Here is a 20,630-nt window from a genome sequence, read left to right on the forward strand (position 1 = left end):
GAATTCAACCTGCCTTCCGCCTTTGGGCGCGCCCCTAGCCTTGACGCCGTGACTGCGGGCGAGCAAGTGGGCGAGAACGCGGGCCGGCGCAGCTACTTCGTGCGCACCTACGGGTGCCAGATGAACGAGCACGACTCCGAGCGGATCGCCGGCCTGCTGGAAGCCGACGATCTCGTGGCCGCGACGACGATGGCCGACGCCGACGTCATCGTGCTCAACACCTGCTGCATCCGCGAGAACGCCGACAACAAGCTCTACGGGCAGCTCGGACACCTCAAGCGCCTCAAAGAGGAACGACCCGAGGTACAGATCGCCGTCGCCGGCTGCCTCGCGCAGAAGGATCAGGATCTCGTGCGCCAGCGGGCGCCCCACGTCGACGTGGTGTTCGGCACGCACAACGTGGCCCGTGCTGCCGACCTGCTGAGCGAGGCCCGTGTTTCGGGTCCGGTGACGGAGATCCTGGCCGAGTCCGACGAGTTCCCCTCGGCCCTGCCGGTTCGACGGGATGCCCAGCACGCCGCATGGGTCACGATCCAGATCGGCTGCGACAACACCTGCGCGTTCTGCATCGTGCCCTCGGTGCGGGGTCGGGAGATCTCCCGACCGTTCGGCGAGCTCATCGACGAGGTGCGCCGCCTGGCAGCCGACGGCGTCAGCGAGGTGACCCTGCTGGGCCAGAACGTCAACAGCTACGGCCGCGACGTGACCCTGGCGCTCCGCCCCACGAACGGCTCACCCGGTGCGGACGCCGCCGCTGAAGCTGCGTGGCGGGCTGGCGAGGTCTGGACCAGCGGGCGGCGCACGGCCCGCCCGCTGTTCGGCGATCTGCTGCGGGCGGTCGGCGCGGTCGATGGCATCGAGCGCGTGCGCTTCACCAGCCCACACCCGAAGGACCTGCGAGCCGATGTCATCGCAGCCGTGGCCGAGACGCCCGCGGTGTGCGAGCACCTGCACCTGCCCCTGCAGTCCGGCAGCGACGAAGTGCTGAGGGCAATGCACAGGGGCTACAGCGCCCAGCGTTACCTGGAGCGGCTGGCGGCCGCCCGTGCCGCCGTCGACGACCTCGCGGTCAGCACCGACATCATCGTGGGCTTTCCCGGCGAGACCGAGCGCGACTTCGCGGACACGCTCGAACTGGCTGCGACGGCCCAATTCGACAGCGCGTTCACGTTCGTCTTCTCGCCACGGCCGGGCACCGAAGCCGCTGAGCTGGCCGATCAGTTCGTGGACCCCCGTGTATCGGCCGAACGCATGGAGCGGCTGCGAACCGTGATCGAGCGATCAGCTCGCCTCGGCAACGAGTCACGGGTGGGTCGCATCGAAGAGGTGCTGGTGGAGGGACCGTCAAAGCGAGATCCGGGCACGCTCACCGGTCGCACCCGGCAGAACCGCCTCGTGCACTTTGCCGCTGATGAGCCGTTGCGGACGGGCACCTACGCACGGGTGCGGGTCACCGGCGCTGCCACCTTCCACCTCAGCGGTGAACTCATTGAGGTCACCGCCCCAGCGCGACACCGCACCCGCATTCCGGTTGCTGCCCGCTGAGAGGCGCGACGCCATGGGTGGTGACAGCGGCCATCGGCCCCTGGTCATCGTGGGCCCGACGGCGTCGGGCAAGTCGGCGCTTGCGCTGGAACTGGCCAGGCGAACCCACTCGCGGCCGGACATCGCGGGTACGACGGAATTGGTGTCGGTTGACTCGATGCAGGTGTACCGGGGCATGGACATCGGCACCGCCAAGCCCACGGCCGCCGAGCAGGCCGACGTGCCGCACCACCTCATCGACCTTGTCGATCCCGCAGAGCGGTTCACTGTGGTCGACTACGCCACTGCGTTCGAAGCGGCCATGGCCGACATCACCGGCAGGGGCGCTGCCGCGCTGCTGGTCGGCGGCACCGGCCTGTACCTGCGTGCCGTCGTCGATGGTCTCACGCCGCCCCCCGAGTTCGCCGACATCGCCGCCGAGCTGGAAGCCGAGGCGTGTGCAGCAGGTGAGCCCGAGGGGACCGTCGCTCTGCACCGCCGGCTGGTCGAGCTGGACCCGCTGGCAGCCTCACGCATGGAGCCGACGAACCTGCGACGGATCGTCCGAGCCCTTTCCGTGTGCCTCGGAACCGGCCGATCGTTCTCGTCATTCGGGCCGGGGTTGCAGAGCTATCCCGAGGTCCCGTTCCGGATCGTGGGCATCGATGCCGGTCGGGCGGCGCTGGACGAGCTCATCGGCGACAGGTACCGCCAACAGATGGAGCAGGGAATGCTCGAAGAGGTGCGCCGGCTCGCTGCTCGGCCGCTGTCGCGTACGGCTGCGCAAGCTCTCGGCTACAAGGAGCTGCGAGCGCACCTGGCAGGGGAATGCACGCTCGACGAAGCACTCAACGTCGCCGTCGCACGTACCCGGCGATTTGCCCGCCGCCAGCAGCGCTGGTTCGTCCGCGACCCCAGGATCACCTGGATCTCGCACGGAAGCCCTGCGGAGATGGCCGACCAAATACAGCAGCTTGAATCCTGAAGGCACTTGGCCGCACCAAGCTTCAAGTTTCAATCGAAGGTTTAGCTCAGGCGGGATTCGACCATGTCGAGGGCGTCATCGGTCAGCACGGCGGCTACCCGGACACGATCAGCTGCGGCCGATCCGTAGAACTCACCCGGCGATACGAGAATGCCCACCTCAGTGAGCAGCGTGCGAGTGAACGCCCACGCGTCGCCATCGGGGGCTGTAGCCCACAGGTAGAACCCGCCGCGTGGCAGCGCGGGTTCGGGTCCGAATCGGCCGACGATGCGAGCGAGGCGCTCCAGCCGGTTCCGGTATCGCTCTCGCTGTTCAGCGACATGGACTTGGTCGGCCAGCGCTGCGACCGCTGCCGCCTGCGCCGGGCCCGGCACCATGAAGCCGGCGTGCTTGCGAACCTCCCGCAGGTAGTGCACGAGCTCGGGATCGCCTGCGTAGAAGCCCACCCTCACACCCGCCAGATTCGACCGCTTGGACAAGGAGTGCACAGCGACGACCCCGTCAACCGTTGCTCGCACCACTGCGGCGGTGTCGACTCCGGCCTGTGTCAGGATCGTGCGCGGAGGTCCGTCCCAGGTGAACTCGGCGTAGCACTCATCGCTGAAGACAGGCACGTCCCGTTCGCGTCCCCAGCGCGCAGCAGCGTCGAGATCGTCCAGGCCTCCTGCAGGGTTGCCCGGCGTGTTCACCCACAGCACCAGAGCCCGTTCGGCGTCGGCGTCGGAGATGGCGTCGAGCTGGATCGACCAGTGCTCGTCAGCCGGCACGGGCACTGCCCGGCAGCCGGCCAGCTCAGCTCCCATCGCATAGCTGGGATAGCTCACTTCAGGGAACAGCACGGTGTCGCGCTCGGGCGTGCGAAGTCTCAGCCAGTGCGGCAGCCCGGCCACGAACTCCTTCGAGCCGATCGTTGCTGCCACCTCGGTACCGCTGTCCACCTGCACACCGAGCCGTTCCGCGCACCAATGCGCAGCGGCCTCCCGAAGCTCGGGCGTGCCGATCGACGGCGGGTAGCCACGCTCGGAATCCGACCCACCCAGCGCCGCCAGCACAGCCGGCGTGGGCGGATCCACCGGCGTGCCGATGGAGAGGTCCACCAGCCCGCCATCGTGCCGATCAGCGAGCGGTTTCAGCTCGTCCAACCGGTCATAGGGATACGGCGGCGGCACGTATCCGACAGATGCGTTCACCGCGACATCATTGCGCGCCGTTGCCGCGGGCAACATCTGAAGGGGTGCCGTCGTCAGCGGTTCCGGTCGCGAATTCGGCGAACAGGCTGCGGGAGACGGCGTCGAGTCGTGCACGCACCACGGTCCCATGGTCGTCATGAGCTTCCGAGAGCACTTCGCCTTCCCGGTGGACAGCCGCGAGAGTGTCGCCGCGGGAGTAGGGGATGCGCAGTTCGGTGACCTCGGTGAGGTGCCGGAGCCGGTCGCCGACAGCAAGCAGGAGATTCTCGACGCCGTCGCCGCTGCTGGCCGAGATCGCATGGGAGCCCTCGTAGCGCTCCAGCAGCTGTCCGACTGTGCCGTCGTCAGCGGCATCGCACTTGTTGAATGCGATGAGCTCTTCGACGTCGCCGGCGCCGATCTCGCGCAGCACGGAGCGCACCACATCGATGTGCATCTCCGGTTCCGCCGCTGAGGCGTCGACCAGGTGCACCAGCAGGTCGGCCTCGGCCACCTCCTCCAGCGTCGACATGAAGGCCTCCACCAGCGATGTCGGCAGCTTCTTGATGAAGCCGACTGTGTCGGTGATCAGCACTGTCTCGCCGCCGGGCAGTTGCAGCCGCCGGGTGGTGGCGTCGAGCGTGGCGAACAATCGGTCTTCCACCAGCACGTTGGCGCCGGTGAGGCGCCGCAGCAGGGTCGACTTGCCAGCATTGGTGTAACCCACGATCGCGACCGTGTGGTAGCGGGAGCGCCGGCGCGACTTGCGCTGGTTCAGCCGGGTCCGCCGCAGCCCGCGCAGATCCTTCTCGAGTCGCGCCAGCCGCCGCTGGATCCGTCGGCGATCCACCTCGAGCTGGGTCTCGCCCGGTCCTCGCGTGCCGATCCCGCCAGCCTGCTGGGACAGCTGCCGCCCGCGGCCGCGCAATCGCGGCAGCCGGTAGCGGAGCTGTGCCAACTCCACCTGCGCCTTGCCTTCGAGCGTCGTGGCGTTCTGGGCGAAGATGTCAAGAATGACCGCGGTGCGGTCGAGCGCGGTGCGTTTCAGAATGCGCTCCAGGTTGAACTGCTGCGCTGGCGACAGCTCGTCGTCGAACACCACGGTGTCGGCATCGTGCTCAAGCGACGCATCCAGGATCTCGTCGGCCTTCCCCCGTCCCACGAACGTCGCCGGATCGGGCGCATCCCGCCGTTGAACGATCCGCTCCACCGAATCCGCGCCCGCGGTGTCCACCAACCGTTCCAGCTCGTCAAGATTGGCGTCCACCTCGTCAGCAGTCCGCTCCGCCAGCTGCACCCCCACCAGCACGATCTGCTCCCGAAAAGCCCGATCAATCAGCCCCGATTCAGCCCCCCCAAACTCCCCAAACCCCCCCCGATGCGACTCGTCGTCTTGGCGGTCGGCTGCAGGGGTTTGCGAGGCCATGGAGCTATGCCCCGATGCTGTCGAGTTCAAACGAGATACCCGTCTCGATCCGCTCAGCAATCACGCGTAGTTGCGGCGGTGGATTCGTGCGAACCCGAATCTGAAGGCTCTCGCCGTGCATTCCGTTGCTGTCGCTCACGGGTGCAGTCCAAATGTCGACCTCATTGATGTCACGCACAAAGCCCCAGCGTCGAGCCAGCGTGGCCGCCACGACGGAGCCGCTGCCGCAGGAAACGGTTAGGCCAGCGCCGCGTTCCCACACTGACATCTGGAGTGTCCAAGCCTGATCGCGCTGAACGGGATTGGGCCTGAAGGGCCAGATGAACTCAACATTGATGCCATCCGGGAAATACGTCTCGTAGATGCGGCCGAGCCGGGCCACACATTCGCCCAGATCAGCAGCATGCTTGCTCAGCTCAGGTACAGGAACGCTCACTGGCGGACGGCGAAGCGCGATCACGAGGTGTGGGTTCCCCACGCTGCCGGTGCCGAGGTGTCGAAGATCGCCACCGAAAGTACCGCGAATGCGATCTTCGAGTTCAGGAGGTATCTCTGGACCTTCGACCACTACCGGCATCGCAACCTCAACAAACCATTCATCGGCCCCCGCACTTTGTGCAGATTCCGGATCGGGAGCTTGCTTCGCGTGCCACACGGTGCAGTGTTGCTCTCCGGCGTCTGTCTCGAAGGCTTGTAGGGGACCGGAACCGATGATTCCTGCGTCGTGCGACGCCTGCGCAAGGCAGGCGAGTCCGTTGCCGCTGGTTTCTGCAAATGAGCCGTCCGAATTCAGCAGGTGCATTCGTACGCTGTCCCGAGGTCTGCGATCAAGACCGATGATGAACCCATCAGCACCACGGGAGTGTCGATAGCTCGGGCGAGTCCCGACGCCAGTTGCACGGTCACAAATGGACTGCGCCACGGCTGCCCGATCCAGACCGCGCGCTGCCAACGCTCGGTCGAGCAATTCGAGTTCGCGCCCGCTCATGAGTGCGATCAGGAAATCGTTGCCTTGCGCCTCGTATCGAGCGAGCGTGAGTTGCGCCACGCACCCATTGTCACACCTGGACCCGAAAATCCACGAGCGAATTAGCACGCAAGGCGAAGAAACGGACCGACGAGGGGTGGGCGGGGGCAGGGGTGCCCACGCGCAGTTATGAAGCGCCCCCAAGCCCACGCGACGTGACCACAAAGCGCTTCATCTGTTTGAGCATGGGTGCCCCTGCCCCGACCACCCCGGTGGAGCGTCCAGAGCCAGCGCATCGTGGCTACCGTGTTGGCGTGGCCAGTGAGCGCGAGCAGTGGCCGAGACGTGCGTGGCGAGAGATCCGGCGCCGGGCGGACTGGTTGTTGGACGTCCTGCACTTCTGGTCGTGACCCGCGGCTTCCCAGCAAAGCTGCCGTTCACACAGAGTCGGGTCGTTGCCCGAAACGCTACGCCGTCGGCTCGCGCTGTCCGTAGTTCTTGAACGTGTCGCCGATCGACGTTGCCACTGAGGCCAGCTTCGAACGGCCCTCGTTCAGCCGGGGAGCCATGGTGGTCAGACCTTCGACGGTCCAGCGCCCCTCAGTGACGATGATGTCGTCATCGGCGAGTGACCAGCCCTGATAGAGGCCGACCTCGTTGGCGCCCACATGGAATACCCCGCCTGTGAACGGGCAGTCTTCGGTTGAGAGGTACGCCACCAGCGGGCTGACGTTTGCCGGGTCGTACACATCGAACTGCGCGGGGTCGTCGGGCGCCTTCACTACGTCGCCCAGCCCGGGCGTCTGCAGCGTCAGGCGTGTCCGTGCCACCGGCGCCAGGCAGTTGACGCGCACGTTGTAGCGGGCCAGTTCGCCCGCAGCCACGAGCGTCATCGCAGCAATGCCCGCCTTGGCGCCCGTGTAGTTGAACTGACCCAGGTTGCCGAGCATCGCGCCCGATGCCGTATTGATGATCGAGCCGTTGACTTCCTTGCCCGCCTTGGACTGCTCGCGCCAATACGCAGCCGCCCACCGGGTCGGGCAGAAGTGGCCCTTCATGTGCACTTCCACGACGGCATCCCACTCCGGCTCGGTCATGTTGACCACGACACGGTCGCGCAGGATCCCTGCGTTGTTGACCAGCACGTGCAGGTCGCCGAAGGCCTCGACGGCCTGATTCACCATGCGCTGGGCGCCCTCCCAGTCGGTGACGCTGTCGCCGTTCGCTACGGCCTCACCGCCCATGGCCTCGATCTCGGACACCACCTCTTGCGCAGGTCCCTGGTCTGCGCCGGTGCCGTCGGCGGAGCCGCCGAGATCGTTCACGACGATCTTCGCCCCCTCCGACGCCATCAGCAGCGCATGCTCACGACCGATGCCGCGGCCGGCGCCGGTGATCAGCACGACACGTCCGTCAAGTGCACCCATGTTGTTCTCCTGTGATGGAACTTGGAGCGGATGACCGGGGTCGAACCGGCGACCTCAACCTTGGCAAGGTTGCGCTCTAACCAACTGAGCTACATCCGCGCGGCGGATCACTGTAGCAAGCGCCTATCGCAGAGACCCGTGGATCTGGCGGGGTAGAGCCGCGTTCGGACGGGTTACTCGGCAGGGGGCCGCAGGTCGATCCGCAGCGTCAGGATCCCGTCGTCGAGCGTGGCGGTGGCATCGCCGATCATGGCGTAGTCCATGAAGTCGAGCTCGGCCTGACGGATGAAGTGACGCCGCTCCTCGCCCCCGATGGCGGGCAGGTTGCGCTTGCGCACCGCCTCGGCACGCTCGGCGAAGCGGGTGATCATTTCCTGTGGGTCGAAGTTCTCGCTCATGTCGTTCTGGCTCTCATGATGGCTCGGCCGCGGTGCTCACGTCACCTTGCCACCGCTGCGGGGCCGTCCGCCGCAGGTACACGACGAATCCGGTTCCGCACGCCACGGTGAGCAGGCCCAGCACCGCAACCAGCAGCCACCACACGCCAAGGCCCGAGCCCACGGCTTCCGACGGCACGTTGGCATGCCCATCGGCCAGCAGCGCGGTGCCGCTGGCGATCAACGGGTGGCTCCCGGCGGGCCCGCAGCGCTCTTGTAGATGTCGTCGATGAACTCGCCCATCGGCGGGCCGGTCTGGTCGGGCTCGGTGAGGAAGCCGTCATGGCCGTTGTCGCTGTCGATGTCGACGTGCTCGACTCGCATAGCCTCCCGGCTGCGCAGCGCCTCGACAATCCTGAGCTGCTGGGGTCGTGGGTACAGGAAATCGGTGCGCACGCTCATCACCATGGTTGGCGCCACGATGCGTGCGAGCGCGGCATCGATGCCGCCGCGGCCCCGCCCGACATCGTGCAGGTCCATCATCTTGTTGAGCACCAGGTAGGTGTTGGCGTCGAAGCGAGGCACGAACTTCGCTCCCTGGTAGTCGAGATAGCTCTCGACGTCGAAGCGCTGCTCGAGGCGCAGCGGCAGCACCGGGTCTTCGCTGTGGCGGGCGAACCGGCGATCGAACTCGTCGCCGGAGCGGTAGTGGATCATGGCGATCCGCCGTGCATTGGCGAGACCACGATGGGGCCCGTCGCCGTCGGGTGCGTCGTAGTAGCGACCGCCCCTGAAGTTGGGGTCGTCATAGATCGCCTGCCGTCCGACCTTGCTCCAGGCGATCTGCTGCGCGGATGCCTCCGCTGACGCGGCGATCACGACCAGCGAGCCGGCCCGCTGGGGGTAGGTGATGCCCCACTCCAGCACGGCCATGCCCCCCATCGAGCCGCCGACGACGCTGAGCCAACGGTCGATGCTGAGGTGCCGGCCGAGCGCCCACTGCGAACGCACGACGTCGCGGTTGGTGACCACGGGAAAGTCGGGCCCGTAGCGATCGCCGGTGGACGGGTTCAACGACGACGGGCCGGTGCTGCCTTGGCAGCCGCCGAGCACGTTGGCGCACACGATGAAGTAGCGGTTGGTGTCGAGCGGGCGGCCGGGGCCGATGAAGTCGTTCCACCAGCCCTCAGTGATCTGAGCAGGCGGGTGTGCTGCGCCATGAGCGTGCGCATCGCCGGTCAGGGCATGGCAGACCAGCACGGCGTTGGAAGCGTCAGCATCGAGTGCGCCCCAGGTCTCATACGCGAGCACCGGCTTGTGGAGCACACCGCCGCCCTCCAGCGTGAACGGACGATCCGGCGACAGCTCGAAGAACTGCCGCTCGCCCGCGCCGAGGCCCGGGTGCCATGCACCCGAGGCGGGCAGCGGCCAGGCCGCCGCATCGTCGTTCGGGGCGCTCGCGCGCCTCGCACTGTCCACAGCTGAGCCTTCGTCCTGGGCCTTCGATTCCGGAGGCCGGGTTCCAGCGGCCAGATTGCCGCTGGATAGGCAAGGGTACCGGTAGGCCCCGGTCCGTCTAAAGCCGTTTTCAGCGGCTGGCGTTGTCGCTGCTGGCTGCGAACGCCGCGAGATCGTCAAGACGCTCGTCGTTCGAGAACATGTCGTGCAGCCGCAACCGCAGGCCGAGCCGGCGCTGCAGCTGGCGCACCTCGAGCTCTTCGTCCCACAGGAACATGGTGACGGCGGTGCCGCTGCGGCCCGCGCGAGCCGTCCGACCGGAGCGGTGCAGGTAGGTCTTGTGCTCGGGGGGCACGTTGTAGTGCACCACCACGTCGACCTCATCGATGTGCAACCCGCGGGCGGCGACATCGGTAGCCACCAACGCAGTCAGCTTGCCCTTGGCGAAGCTGGCGAGCGCACGCTCCCGCTTGACCTGGGGCAGGTCGCCGTGGATGGCGCCTGCCTGCACCCCGGCCTCTCGCAGCTCACGGGTGAGCTGGTCGGCGCCCCGCTTCGTGCGGGTGAACAGCAGCGTGCGCCCGTTCGCCTCGATGATGCGGGCGGCGACCCGTACCCGGTCCATCTTGTGCACCGACAGGAACAGGTGCCCCATCTCCGAGACAGTCACCTCGCGTTCGGTGACTTCGTGGAAGACCGGGTCTCGCAGGTGCCGCTTGACCAGCGTGTCCACCACGCCGTCGAGCGTCGCCGAGAACAGCAGCGTCTGATGCTGGCCGTCGATGTGACGCAGCACCCACTCGACCTGGGGCAGAAACCCCATGTCGGCCATCCGGTCGGCTTCGTCGACCACCACCCGCTGGATGCCCGACACATTGACGGCACCGCGGTCGATGAGATCGATGAGCCGTCCGGGGGTGGCGATGACGACGTCCATGCCGCCCGACAGCAGCTCGATCTGCCGATCGAGGTTGGTGCCGCCGTAGGTGGCGATCGACCGCAGGTCGGCAGCCTTGGCCAGCGGCTCGACCACGGCGGCGATCTGGTTCGCCAGCTCGCGGGTCGGCGTGAGCATGAGGGTGGTGGGGTGGCCGTCGGCAGCACGCGGCGTCAGCGCCAGCATGGGCAGGCTGAACGCCAGCGTCTTGCCCGAACCCGTCTTGGCTTTGCCGCAGACGTCCCGGCCGGCGAGTGCTTCGCCGATGGTCAATTCCTGGATGGCGAACGGCTCGGTGATTCCTTGGTCAGCCAGGGTGTCGCAGAGGGGTTCGGGTACGCCTAGTTCACTGAATGTTGTCACGGGGGTCTTTTCGAAGGTCGTGGCCCAAGGGTTGCGCTGCCAGCTACGCGAACTGCGACAACGCTGGGCAGTGGGGCCACACGGCGAACTGCCTTGGCTGCCGAGTGTATGGGAGCAGCGGTGCGGGGAGGCGGAGCAAGGCCTGCGCCGCACCGTCTGGCTACCAGTGCGCCGCAGCGCACGCCGCTGGAAATGCTGCCGTCATTCGGGGGGCAGACCACTACCCTGCGAAGTCCCGGGCGGAGTGGCCGAGTGGTTAGGCAGCGGCCTGCAAAGCCGTGTACGCCGGTTCGAATCCGGTCTCCGCCTCGCCGGCCGACCGGACCTCGAGCAGGCTGAAGGCGTCGGCCGAGCCATATGGGCAGGGTGCTAGCGTGAGTCGCCCTCAGGGCGCTGCGTTAGCTTGCATCGCCCTTCGGGCGATTGGCGCAGTTGGTTAGCGCGCTTGCATGACACGCAAGAGGTCACAGGTTCGACTCCTGTATCGCCCACCCCGGGCTAATCGCCGCGTCGCCAGAATTTCTGAAACCGCAACCTGCCAGCCCGCCACTCCCACGCAAGCACCCCGACGCACACAACTGCGGCAGGCAGGCTGAAGTACCACCACGGCCAATCTGTCAACCACCTGACTACCCGCAATATCACGAGGGCGACTATCAGCCCCCAACCACTCACGCCAGAACTTCCGCAACCCGGAAGCCTGCTGGTCGCTCATCTAGCCGCACGCTAGTTGTCGGTGTTCAGGCATCCGCCAAGGCCCGCAGGCCCGGCAGGATCTCCTCGGGTTCGCGGCCGGTGATCTCGAGGTAGACGGCGTCGGCACAGACTTCTGCGTCGTCAGACCAGCGGATCGTGCGATGGGGCGTGATGCTCGCCGACTCGAATACGCCGCCCTCGTTCCAGATTGCAAAGACGCCACGTCCGGCGCGATGGGATAGGTCGATCTCGCCTTCGACACCGTCATCGAAGCGGACCCACAGCCGGTAATCGCTTCGCGCTTCTATCGCGACGGGGTGCAGCTGGTCATCCGACATGTCGAGTCTCCGGGGACATCCCCTGCGACGGGACGCAGGCTGAGAACCCCCTCCATGACACAGGCTAAAGGGCTGAGCAGAGTCGAATAGGACGGGCAGCCGCGAGGCGTGCCAGAATTCGCGGCGCTATGAGCGACAGCAGCGCGGACAAGGCGGGGGAGCGGCCGCTTGAGGGCATCCGGGTGTTGGACTTCACGCGTGTGGTGGCGGGGCCGCTGGCTACCCGGATGATGGCCGACATGGGTGCAGAGGTCATCAAGATCGAGCCGACGGACGGCGATCTGAGTCGGACATTCCCGCCCTATGTCCCGGGCGATGTCAACCCGTACTTCTCCCAGCAGAACGCCGGCAAGCGCTTCTGCTCGATCGACCTGCGGGCGCCCGGGGCGCCGGAGCTGGTGCGGGAACTCGTCGGCCGCTGCGATGCGGTGGTGGAGAACTACCGGCCCGGCGTGATGGCCAAGTTCGGGCTCGGGCCCGACGAGATGTGCGCCGCGCACCCCGCGCTCGTGTACTGCTCGGTCACCGGATTCGGCCAGACCGGACCGTGGGCCGACAAGCGGGCATACGCACCTGTCGGCCACATGGAGTCGGGCTACATCGACTACGCCGTCCGCGAGACCGGCGCCCGACCCGAGAACCCGCCGCTGGTGGTGGGCGACATCGTGACAGCGATGTCGGCGGCCGCAACCGTCAACGCCATGCTGGTGAAGGCGGCACGGACGGGCCGGGGCGGCCACATCGACGTGTGCATGGTGGAAGCGATGGTGTACATCCAAGAGTGGTCGGCGCTGGAGCTGGCGGGCGGCTGGGACGGGCCCAACGCAGGCCTCGCCCACGAATGCCCGATCTTGGTGCTGCCCGACGGGCGGGTGTGGGCCATCGCCGGCAACCCCGCAGCGTGGTTCGACGACCTGCTCAAGGCGATGGGCCGGCCCGAGCTGGCTGATGATCCTCGATTCGCCACGCCTGCAGCCCGCATGGCCAACCGCTATGAGCTGTACGACGAGATGACCCAGTGGGCGGCAGGATTCGCCGACGTGGACGACTTCCGGCAAGCCATCGAAGCGGGCACGCCGTTCAGCGTGGCCGAGATGCGTTCCCTCACCGAGCTGGCGGGAACCGATTGGGCTACGCATCGCGGGTTGCTGGCCGACACCGCTTCGGGCTTCGCCGTACCCGCACGTCCGGCGCTCGGCTCAGGCATCGGCACCGACGGCCATGTCGCAGCCCACGGAGCCGACAACCGTGACGTCATCGGCGGGCTGCTCGGGTATGACAACCAACGGCTCGACCAGCTCGAAGCTGCCGGGGTGCTCGTCACCGCCTGAGTTCGCCTGCGCCAGCAGCCGGCGACTCGCAATTGTTCGACCCGTCGGACGGCCTCGCGGCAAGCGCAGGATCTGCGGGCGATGGGCCCTCGCGAGTGCCCGTGAGCACTCCGATTAGCTTGAGCCCGTGCGAATCGGGGTGCTTACCGGCGGGGGCGACTGCGCAGGCCTGAACGCGGCGATCCGGGGAGTCGTTCGAGCGGCCGGCCACGAGATGGATCGCAGCGTCATCGGCTACCGGCGCGGCTGGAACGGCGTGCTCGACGGCGACAGCGTGAAGCTCGATTCCGAGGCGATGCGGGGTGCGCTGCCACGCGGCGGCACGATGCTCGGCACCTCTCGCAGCAGCCGACGCCTCGAGACCGAGGGTGCGGCGCCGCTGATAGCGCAGCTCGAGCGCGACGGCGTGGACGCGCTGGTGACGATCGGCGGCGACGGCACGCTGATCACCGCCGCACGGCTCTCCGACGCCGGGTTCCCGGTGATCGCAGTGCCCAAGACGATCGACAACGACGTACAGGGCACCGATGTCTGCATCGGATTCGACACGGCGCTGGGCGTCGCCACCGAGGCGGTCGACCGGCTCCACACCACCGCCGAGTCGCACAACCGGATCATGGTGCTCGAGGTGATGGGCCGCCAAGCCGGCCACATAGCGGCCGGTGCGGGCATCGCTGGGGGCGCCGCCGCCATCCTCGTGCCCGAAGCGCCGTTCAACATCGACGGCATTGCCGAGCGTCTCATTGCACGGCATCACCGCGACCGAAATGCGTCGATCGTGGTGGTCGCCGAGGGCGCTGTTCCCGACAGCAGCGTCGAGGCGCCAGACACCGGCACCGACGAATGGGGCAACCGGATCCTCGACGGCATGGGGCAATTCGTGGGCGATCTGCTGGCGGAGCGCACGGGCTACGACACGCGCACGACAGTGCTGGGGTACATCCAGCGCGGCGGGCCGCCGACGCCGGCCGACCGGCTGCTTGGCAGCCGGCTCGGGGCCCGAGCGGTCGAGGTGCTCATGGAGGGCACATCGGGATGCATGGTCGGCGTGCACTCGACGGGCATCGCCCTGCAGCCGCTCGCCGAGATCGCGGGCCGCACCCGTTATCTCAGCGAGGACCAGTTGGAGCTGCTGGATCTGATCTCCACGGCGCCGGTGCTGACACCGCTGCGCACCTCGCGGCGCTGGTTCTGAGGCCGGTTCCGACACTGGCCGGCCGGCACCGCACGCTGGGCCGCACGGTAAGGTGACCGCGACAACACATACCGGGGAGCCCAGAGGGCTGAGAGGGCGACAGCAGTGCTGCCGCCGACCCGAGAACCTGATCTGGGTAATGCCAGCGGAGGAAGCACATGACCACCCACCGAGTGCGCAGGCCGTACCGTCTCGCTGTTGCCGTCGCAGCCACCATGCTGCTGGTCGCAGCCTGCGGTGACGGCGACGCTCCCGAGACCAACATTCCAGCTCCGCCTCCCGAGACCGAATCTCCGGCGGAGGACGCGGCGGCCCCGGCGACGACCACCACCGAGCCGTCGATCGAAGGCACGACCGTGACGCTGATCACTCACGACTCGTTCAACCTGTCCGACGGGACGCTCGAGGAATTCACGGCGCAGACCGGCGTGACGGTGGAACTGCTCGAAGTCGGCGATGCCGGCACGCTGGTGGCTGAGGCGATCCTCACCAAGGGCGCGCCGTTGGGCGATGTGCTGTTCGGCATCGACAACACGTTCCTGCAGCGCGGCCTCGACGCCGGCATCTTCAAGCGGTATGAATCGCCTGCGCTTGCCGGCGTGCCCGAGGATCTGCAGATCGATCCTCGCCATCGCGTCACCCCGGTGGACTACGGCGACGTGTGCGTGAACTACTGGAAGGACGCGGTGCCGTGGGAGCCCGTGACCCTCGACGAGCTGACGTTCCCCGAGTTCGCCGACCAGTTGGTCGTGCAGCATCCCGAGACCTCCTCGCCGGGCCTGGCTTTCCTGCTCGCCACCATTGCCGCCTTCGGCGACGGGTGGGAGCTGTACTGGGAGGACTTGCGGGCAAACGGCGTCACGGTTACCGCCGGCTGGGAGGACGCTTACTACGGTGAGTTCATCTCCGGCGCGGGCGAACGATCAATGGTCGTGTCGTATGCCTCCAGCCCGCCGGCTGAGGTGATCTACGCCGATCCGCCGACCGACGAAGCGCCGACAGGGGTCATCACCGAGTCGTGTTACCGCCAGATCGAATTCGCCGGCATCTTGGCGGGCACCGACAACGAAGCCGGGGCGCGTGCGCTCATCGATTTCATGCTGAGCGAGACATGGCAGAACGATGTTCCGCTCAACATGTTCGTCTACCCCGTCATCGAGAGCGCGACCCTCCCGCCTGAGTTCGTCGAACACACCGCAGTGCCGCCGCACCCGCTCATGCTCGATCCGGCTGAGATCGAGGCCAATCGCGACGCGTGGACCGAGCGCTGGGTGGAGATCGTTCTGCGCTGAGCGCACGGCGCGCCCACTGGCCGAGGCGATGGGCAATGTGACGGTGGCCCGGCCGCCGCGGCGGCGCCAGGTGGCGGCAGTGCTCGGCTGGGCACTCGCCGCCGCAGCTCCGCTCGGGTTCCTGGCGGTGTTCTTCGCCTACCCGGTGCTCACCGTGGTGGCAGACGGGCTCAACAGCCTCGGCGATCTCCTGGGGCGCTCGTCGATTCGCGGGGTGATGTGGTTCACGGTCTGGCAGGCCGTCGCGTCGACGGCGCTCACCCTTGCCGTCGGCATTCCGGCGGCGGCAGCGCTGGCCCGCCTGCGACCGAGGACGCGGCGGATCGTTCGCGCCGTCATCACCGTTCCGTTCGTGCTGCCGACGGTGGTCGTGGCTGGTGCCTTCGAAGCAGTCTTCGACCGCTTCGGTCTCGACGACGGCATCCTGTCGCTGCACCACACCGTGTGGGCGATCCTGCTGGCGCACGTTTTCTTCAACTACGCCGTGGTGGTGCGGACGGTGGGCTCGTGGTGGGCCGGCCTGGACGGTCGCAACGCGGATGCGGCGGCGGTGCTCGGCGCGACGCCGGTGCGCGCGTTCGGCTATGTGACTTGGCCGCTCCTGCGGCCTGCGGTCGCGGCCTCGGCGGCTGTCACGTTCCTGTTCTCGTTCACATCGTTTGGGGTGATCCTGATTCTCGGCGGCCCGACACGCGCCACGGTAGAGACCGAGATCTACCGGTACGCCATCACGCGGCTCGACTTCTCGACAGCCGCCGCGCTGGCGCTCTGCCAGCTCGTTGCCGTTGCGGCTCTGGTCGCACTGGCGGGTGTGGCCGAGCGGCGCCGGGCGGTGGCTCGACGGGCGCCCGGACGCACGGCGCCCCGGCCGCGGCGCGGCGTGATCGCTGTCAATGCCGCAGTGGCCATGGTGCTGCTGGGCGTGCCGATCATCACGCTGGTGGAGCGGTCATTCGCGACCGGCGGCGGGTATGGAGTGGCCAATTTCGCTGCGCTGGCTGATCGCGTGCAGATGCTGCCGACAACCGCGCTCGCTGCGCTGCGCCACTCGCTGGGATTCGCCGTGCTGGCGACGTTGATTGCCACCGGCATCGGCGCATTGGCGTCGTTCGTGGTGGTGGGGGGCCGGGCGCACGCCGCGGCGGTAGCCGGCGCGAGCCGGTTCCGGCGACTCTTCGATGTCGGGTTGACCTTGCCGCTCGGCGTGTCCGCCGTGACCGTGGGGCTCGGAATGCTGCTGGCGCTCGACACGCCTCCGCTCGAGTTCCGCACGGCGTGGTGGATCATTCCTGTAGCGCACGCCCTGGTCGGGATGCCGTTCGTCGTCCGCACGCTGGTGCCGACGCTGCGCTCGATCGACGACCGGCTGCGGGAAGCGGCATCGGTGCTCGGTGCCTCGCCGTTGCGCACTCGTCGTGAGGTCGACGTTCCGATTGCATCCCGAGCGGTGGCGGTAGGTGCGGCATTCGCCTTCGCCGTATCACTGGGCGAGTTCGGTGCGACGGCGTTCCTGCCTCGGCGGCCCGACACGCTCACCGCGCCGCTGGCGCTGTTCCGGCTGCTCGGCACACCGGGGGAGACGCTGCGGGGTCAGGCCATGGCGCTCGCTGTCGTGCTCATGGCCGCGACGGCTGCGTCAGTGCTGGTGATCGAAGGTCTGCGCCGCACCGACGAATCGCTGTTCTAGGCGTCCTTGGAGGGGCTAGGAGGCCTTCCAGAGGCGGTGCCCCTCCATCCACAGCAGGATCGGCAAGGCGGTGTCGATGAGGTGCCAGATCGTGAAGTTGTCGCCGCCGTCGACCATCGCCCGAAACCAATTCGGGACGAAGGCGATCGTCACGGCGACAGCGAAGATGAACATGGCCCGGGCGCCGCGATCGTGGAAGCTGGCCGCCGACCGCCGCTGCCATGTGGTGAGCAGCACCAGTGCCAGTGCGACTGCCATGAACCAGTCGAGAACGTTCCACACATCGAGGTTTGCGGGATCGCCGGGTTCGTCACCGGGTCCGTAGAACGGGAACACGAAGAAGTTCACCACCACAGCGGCGGCGACCAGCTTGAGATAGATCGCTACGGGCTTGGCGAAGATCATGTGCCGGGCCTCCTTCGACAGGGCTGACCGACCCAGCACCATGGTGGACGCCGTCAAGCCTCCAGTGCGGGATGATCGGCGAAGTGGTCGAGCGCGTCGGGGTCGTCGATGGCCTCGACGTTGGCCACCGGTCGGCCCTCCACGACGTCTCGAATCGCCAGCTCCACGAGCTTCCCTGAGCGGGTGCGCGGGATTGCCGGCACTTGGGCGATCACTGCGGGCACGTGGCGAGGCGATGCCCCCGAACGGATCTGCGAGCGGATCCGGCCCATCAGCTCGTTGTCGAGCGTCACGCCCTCGCGCAGCTTCACGAACAGCACGACCCGCGTGTCCGCGCTGGCTGTCGAGCCTTCGTCGGTCGCGACCTGCTGGCCGATCACGACGCTCTCGAGCACTTCGTCGATCCGGTCGACCTGGCGGTAGATCTCGGCGGTGCCGATGCGCACCCCGCCAGGATTCAGCGTGGCGTCGGATCGCCCGCTGATGATGATCCCGCCGCTGGGCGTCCATTCGGCGTAGTCGCCGTGGTGCCACACGCCCTCGAAGCGTTCGAAGTAGGCAGATCGGTAGCGCGCGTCGCCCGGGTCGTCCCAGAAGCGCAGCGGCATGGACACGAAGGCGTTGCGACACACCAGCTCCCCCTGCGTGCCCGCGCCGAGCGACGCGCCGTCGGCATCGGCCACGTCGACGTCGAGGCCGAGCGCAGCCGCCTGGATCTCGCCGCGGCGGACCGGGCCCGTCGGGTCACCGATCACGAATCCGCCGCAGATGTCGGTGCCCCCGGAGAACGAGGCCAGGTGCACGTCGGCCTTCACCTGCTCGTACACCCAGTCGAAACCCTCGGGCGCCAGCGGAGAACCGGTGGAGGAGATCGTGCGCACGGTGTCGAGCGCATGGGTCTGCGCCGGCCGCAGACCGGCCTTCATGGCGCCCTCGATGAACTTGGCGCTGACGCCGAACAGCGTGACGCCCCAGTCGTCGGCCACGTCGAACAGCCGCGCTGGGCTCGGATGGAACGGCGATCCGTCGTACAGCACCAGCGATGCGCCGCTGGCCAGCCCCGCGACGAGCCAGTTCCACATCATCCAGCCGGTGGTGGTGAAGTACATGACGCGATCACCGGGCCGGACATCGAAGTGCAGCCGCTGCTCGCTCCACAGCTTGAGCAGCGCGCCGCCCGCCCGGTGCACGATGCACTTCGGCTTCCCGGTGGTGCCAGATGAGTAGAGGATGTACACCGGCTGGTCGAAGCTGAGCCGTTCGAACGTCAGGTCGTCGCCCCCGGCGGCGCGATGAGGCGCCAGCCACTCTGTCCACGATGTCGCCGATCCCGACACATCGCCTGATGGAGCGGGTGCGCTGCGGTCGTACGGAGCAAGAACGAGCCGCCCCAGGGACGCACCCGTCGTTCCCAGGCTGGCGGCCACCTCGGCCGCCTTGCTTGCCGTGTGATGGCGCACGCCGTTGTAGTAGTAGCCGTCGACGGCGACCATGACGGTCGGGGAGATCTGGCCGAAGCGGTCGAGCACGCCGTCGATGCCGAAGTCGGGGCTGACCGACGAGTACACGGCACCCAGCGACGCCGTGGCCAGGAATACGATGAGCGCTTCGGGGCCGTTGGGGAGCATTGTGGCCACCCGGTCGCCCACGCCGACTCCGTCGGCCGCCAGCGCCCGCTGGCACGCTGCCACCTCGGCGCGCAGCTCGCCGTGCGTCATCGTCAGCTGCGCTGCGTCCTCGCCGATGAACGCCAGGGCCGTGTCGTCGGCGTGTGGCCCGCCCGCAGTGACGGGCCGCAGGTAGTGCTCGGCGATGTTCAGGCTGGAGCCGGCGAAGAACTCCAGACCAGGGCCTGGCGTCGCGCCACCTGCTGTCGAGGCAGCACCGCCCTGCGACCCTGCGGAGACGAAGTTGGGGCCGAGCTCGCCGATGCCGTCGCAGAACTCCCACACGGCGCGCCAGAACGCCCCTGGATGCTGCACGGACCACGCATGCAGATTCGCGTAGGCGTTCCGGTCGAGCCCGAATCCGATCTGCTCGGCGAACTGCCAGAGCTGCGTCCCCGCACGTCGCTCGGCATCAGGCCGCCACAACACGTTTGCATCGGCGACTGCGGCACTCTCGCTGTCTGCTGAGCTGCTCATCGAGCGCAACATAGTCAGCCGCTGTCACGTCCTCCGTTTCGATGGGTGAGGCGGCAGCCACGGAATCGCTCTGAGCCGTGCGGGTAGTGTCCCCACCCATGGACGGCATCTGCGACGACCTTCAGGCAGAGAACGACGCGCTCGGCGACGTGGTCGGCGACCTCAGCGAGGAGCAGTGGCGCCTGCCCACGCCTGCGGAGGGCTGGGACAGCCGCGAGACCATGGTGCATCTGGGCATGACCGACTGGGTGGCCACTGTGGCCGTTGTCGATCCCGAGCACTTCGACGACTTCAAGGCCGCTGCCGCGCGTGGCGAGATGGATCTGCACACCGCAGCCGGATTCGACTTCGCCTCCATGTCCGGGGCGGAGATCTGGGAATGGCTCTGTGCCGAGCGCACCAAGATGCTGGACGCCGTGCGCCCGCTCGATCCCAAGGACCGGATTCCCTGGTTCGGACCATCCATGGGAGCGCTGTCGTTCGTGACCGCCCGGCTCATGGAGACCTGGTCGCACGGGCATGACGTGGCCGACACTCACAGCAGGGAGTTGCCTCGCACCGATCGCCTTCGCCATGTTGCCCACATCGGGGTGAGCACGCGCGGCTGGAGCTACGCCAACCGGGGCCTTGAGGTACCTGAGGGACCGGTACGGGTCGAGCTGGATGCCCCGAGCGGGGACGTGTGGACGTGGGGTCCCGAAGATGCGGCCGACAGGGTGAGCGGCGACGCCTACGAGTTCTGCCTCGCGGTCACCCAGCGGCGACACCACACCGAAACCGGGTTGTCGGTCACCGGCCCGCTGGCAACTGGGTGGATGGACATCGCCCAGGCATTCGCCGGGCCGCCGACCGACGCCGAGAGCCGCCGCGCCGCCTGAGCGCGATGCGGATCGGCGCTCGGGCGAAGGC

At 67.8% G+C, this 20,630-nt stretch carries 18 protein-coding genes, 3 tRNA genes and 1 riboswitch; of the genes, 9 read left to right on the plus strand and 12 right to left on the minus strand.

Annotated elements, in window-relative coordinates; all coding sequences use genetic code 11:
- Positions 1 to 48: 48 nt before the first annotated feature.
- Together ACOQPE_RS10315 and miaA are read left to right on the plus strand one after the other, a co-directional pair.
- A complete protein-coding gene (locus tag ACOQPE_RS10315; RefSeq protein WP_420608827.1) occupies positions 49 to 1,545 on the plus strand; it encodes a MiaB/RimO family radical SAM methylthiotransferase in 1,497 nt (498 codons plus the stop codon).
- A gap of 13 nt (positions 1,546 to 1,558) precedes the next feature.
- A complete protein-coding gene (miaA, locus tag ACOQPE_RS10320; RefSeq protein WP_420608828.1) occupies positions 1,559 to 2,509 on the plus strand; it encodes a tRNA (adenosine(37)-N6)-dimethylallyltransferase MiaA in 951 nt (316 codons plus the stop codon).
- Between the two features lie 41 nt (positions 2,510 to 2,550).
- Here miaA and ACOQPE_RS10325 read toward each other — a convergent pair whose 3' ends face one another.
- From ACOQPE_RS10325 to ACOQPE_RS10365, 9 genes are all read right to left on the minus strand, one after another.
- Positions 2,551 to 3,699, minus strand: coding sequence for an aminotransferase class I/II-fold pyridoxal phosphate-dependent enzyme (locus ACOQPE_RS10325; protein ID WP_420608829.1), 1,149 nt, complete (start codon positions 3,697 to 3,699; stop codon positions 2,551 to 2,553).
- A gap of 7 nt (positions 3,700 to 3,706) precedes the next feature.
- Positions 3,707 to 4,987, minus strand: a complete 1,281-nt coding sequence (gene hflX, locus ACOQPE_RS10330) for a GTPase HflX (RefSeq protein WP_420608830.1) — start codon at positions 4,985 to 4,987, stop codon at positions 3,707 to 3,709.
- A 121-nt stretch (positions 4,988 to 5,108) separates the two neighbouring features.
- Positions 5,109 to 6,152, minus strand: coding sequence for a hypothetical protein (locus ACOQPE_RS10335; protein ID WP_420608831.1), 1,044 nt, complete (start codon positions 6,150 to 6,152; stop codon positions 5,109 to 5,111).
- Positions 6,153 to 6,538: 386 nt separating this feature from the next.
- Complete coding sequence (locus tag ACOQPE_RS10340; RefSeq protein ID WP_420608832.1) at positions 6,539 to 7,498, minus strand: SDR family oxidoreductase; 960 nt, start codon at positions 7,496 to 7,498, stop codon at positions 6,539 to 6,541.
- A gap of 22 nt (positions 7,499 to 7,520) precedes the next feature.
- Positions 7,521 to 7,597, minus strand: a tRNA-Gly gene (locus ACOQPE_RS10345).
- Between the two features lie 74 nt (positions 7,598 to 7,671).
- A complete protein-coding gene (locus ACOQPE_RS10350; RefSeq protein WP_323672321.1) occupies positions 7,672 to 7,896 on the minus strand; it encodes a hypothetical protein in 225 nt (74 codons plus the stop codon).
- A 13-nt stretch (positions 7,897 to 7,909) separates the two neighbouring features.
- The gene (locus tag ACOQPE_RS10355; RefSeq protein WP_420608833.1) at positions 7,910 to 8,119 is read right to left on the minus strand and encodes a hypothetical protein; all 210 of its coding nucleotides are present in this window, start codon (positions 8,117 to 8,119) and stop codon (positions 7,910 to 7,912) included.
- Positions 8,116 to 9,354 (minus strand): homoserine O-acetyltransferase MetX, encoded by a 1,239-nt coding sequence (metX, locus tag ACOQPE_RS10360; RefSeq protein WP_420608834.1) that lies wholly within the window; start codon positions 9,352 to 9,354, stop codon positions 8,116 to 8,118. Before metX ends, ACOQPE_RS10355 begins: the two co-directional genes overlap by 4 nt.
- Before the next feature lie 109 nt (positions 9,355 to 9,463).
- Complete coding sequence (locus ACOQPE_RS10365; protein ID WP_420608835.1) at positions 9,464 to 10,633, minus strand: DEAD/DEAH box helicase; 1,170 nt, start codon at positions 10,631 to 10,633, stop codon at positions 9,464 to 9,466.
- A gap of 238 nt (positions 10,634 to 10,871) precedes the next feature.
- Between ACOQPE_RS10365 and ACOQPE_RS10370 the strand changes: the two genes are divergently transcribed.
- Positions 10,872 to 10,942 (plus strand) — tRNA-Cys (locus tag ACOQPE_RS10370).
- Positions 10,943 to 11,050: 108 nt separating this feature from the next.
- Positions 11,051 to 11,124 (plus strand) — tRNA-Val (locus ACOQPE_RS10375).
- A gap of 249 nt (positions 11,125 to 11,373) precedes the next feature.
- On the opposite strand, the gene ACOQPE_RS10380 is transcribed toward ACOQPE_RS10375, so the two are convergent.
- Entirely contained in the window at positions 11,374 to 11,667 is a 294-nt protein-coding gene (locus ACOQPE_RS10380; protein ID WP_420608836.1) for a DUF2442 domain-containing protein, read from the minus strand.
- A gap of 128 nt (positions 11,668 to 11,795) precedes the next feature.
- Between ACOQPE_RS10380 and ACOQPE_RS10385 the strand changes: the two genes are divergently transcribed.
- The 4 genes from ACOQPE_RS10385 (at position 11,796) to ACOQPE_RS10400 (ending at position 17,172) form a co-directional block, all read left to right on the plus strand.
- The gene (locus ACOQPE_RS10385; RefSeq protein WP_420608837.1) at positions 11,796 to 12,998 is read left to right on the plus strand and encodes a CaiB/BaiF CoA transferase family protein; all 1,203 of its coding nucleotides are present in this window, start codon (positions 11,796 to 11,798) and stop codon (positions 12,996 to 12,998) included.
- Positions 12,999 to 13,125: 127 nt separating this feature from the next.
- Positions 13,126 to 14,193, plus strand: coding sequence for a 6-phosphofructokinase (locus ACOQPE_RS10390; RefSeq protein WP_420608838.1), 1,068 nt, complete (start codon positions 13,126 to 13,128; stop codon positions 14,191 to 14,193).
- Between the two features lie 62 nt (positions 14,194 to 14,255).
- Positions 14,256 to 14,364: riboswitch (TPP riboswitch) on the plus strand.
- Positions 14,352 to 15,485, plus strand: coding sequence for a thiamine ABC transporter substrate-binding protein (locus ACOQPE_RS10395; RefSeq protein ID WP_420608839.1), 1,134 nt, complete (start codon positions 14,352 to 14,354; stop codon positions 15,483 to 15,485). It overlaps the preceding riboswitch by 13 nt.
- Before the next feature lie 28 nt (positions 15,486 to 15,513).
- A complete protein-coding gene (locus ACOQPE_RS10400; RefSeq protein ID WP_420608840.1) occupies positions 15,514 to 17,172 on the plus strand; it encodes an ABC transporter permease in 1,659 nt (552 codons plus the stop codon).
- Between the two features lie 15 nt (positions 17,173 to 17,187).
- On the opposite strand, the gene ACOQPE_RS10405 is transcribed toward ACOQPE_RS10400, so the two are convergent.
- Complete coding sequence (locus tag ACOQPE_RS10405; RefSeq protein WP_420608841.1) at positions 17,188 to 17,634, minus strand: hypothetical protein; 447 nt, start codon at positions 17,632 to 17,634, stop codon at positions 17,188 to 17,190.
- Positions 17,631 to 19,721 carry an acetoacetate--CoA ligase gene (locus tag ACOQPE_RS10410; protein ID WP_420608842.1) on the minus strand — a complete coding sequence of 697 codons (2,091 nt, stop codon included), beginning with the start codon at positions 19,719 to 19,721 and terminating at the stop codon, positions 17,631 to 17,633. Before ACOQPE_RS10410 ends, ACOQPE_RS10405 begins: the two co-directional genes overlap by 4 nt.
- Positions 19,722 to 19,819: 98 nt before the next feature.
- Between ACOQPE_RS10410 and ACOQPE_RS10415 the strand changes: the two genes are divergently transcribed.
- The gene (locus ACOQPE_RS10415; protein ID WP_420608843.1) at positions 19,820 to 20,599 is read left to right on the plus strand and encodes a TIGR03084 family metal-binding protein; all 780 of its coding nucleotides are present in this window, start codon (positions 19,820 to 19,822) and stop codon (positions 20,597 to 20,599) included.
- Positions 20,600 to 20,630: the final 31 nt, after the last annotated feature.

This window comes from Candidatus Poriferisodalis sp., assembly GCF_965219595.1.
In the GTDB taxonomy this organism is placed as follows: domain Bacteria; phylum Actinomycetota; class Acidimicrobiia; order Acidimicrobiales; family Poriferisodalaceae; genus Poriferisodalis.

What these genes read in the sequence shown, in the direction of transcription:
- miaA (WP_420608828.1), top strand. Translation starts at nt 1,559, where the DNA reads ATGGGTGGTGACAGCGGCCATCGGCCCCTGGTCATCGTGGGCCCGACG.
- ACOQPE_RS10340 (WP_420608832.1), bottom strand. Translation starts at nt 7,498, where the DNA reads ATGGGTGCACTTGACGGACGTGTCGTGCTGATCACCGGCGCCGGCCGC.
- ACOQPE_RS10350 (WP_323672321.1), bottom strand. Translation starts at nt 7,896, where the DNA reads ATGAGCGAGAACTTCGACCCACAGGAAATGATCACCCGCTTCGCCGAG.
- ACOQPE_RS10380 (WP_420608836.1), bottom strand. Translation starts at nt 11,667, where the DNA reads ATGTCGGATGACCAGCTGCACCCCGTCGCGATAGAAGCGCGAAGCGAT.
- ACOQPE_RS10385 (WP_420608837.1), top strand. Translation starts at nt 11,796, where the DNA reads ATGAGCGACAGCAGCGCGGACAAGGCGGGGGAGCGGCCGCTTGAGGGC.
- ACOQPE_RS10395 (WP_420608839.1), top strand. Translation starts at nt 14,352, where the DNA reads ATGACCACCCACCGAGTGCGCAGGCCGTACCGTCTCGCTGTTGCCGTC.
- ACOQPE_RS10400 (WP_420608840.1), top strand. Translation starts at nt 15,514, where the DNA reads ATGGGCAATGTGACGGTGGCCCGGCCGCCGCGGCGGCGCCAGGTGGCG.
- ACOQPE_RS10410 (WP_420608842.1), bottom strand. Translation starts at nt 19,721, where the DNA reads ATGAGCAGCTCAGCAGACAGCGAGAGTGCCGCAGTCGCCGATGCAAAC.
- ACOQPE_RS10415 (WP_420608843.1), top strand. Translation starts at nt 19,820, where the DNA reads ATGGACGGCATCTGCGACGACCTTCAGGCAGAGAACGACGCGCTCGGC.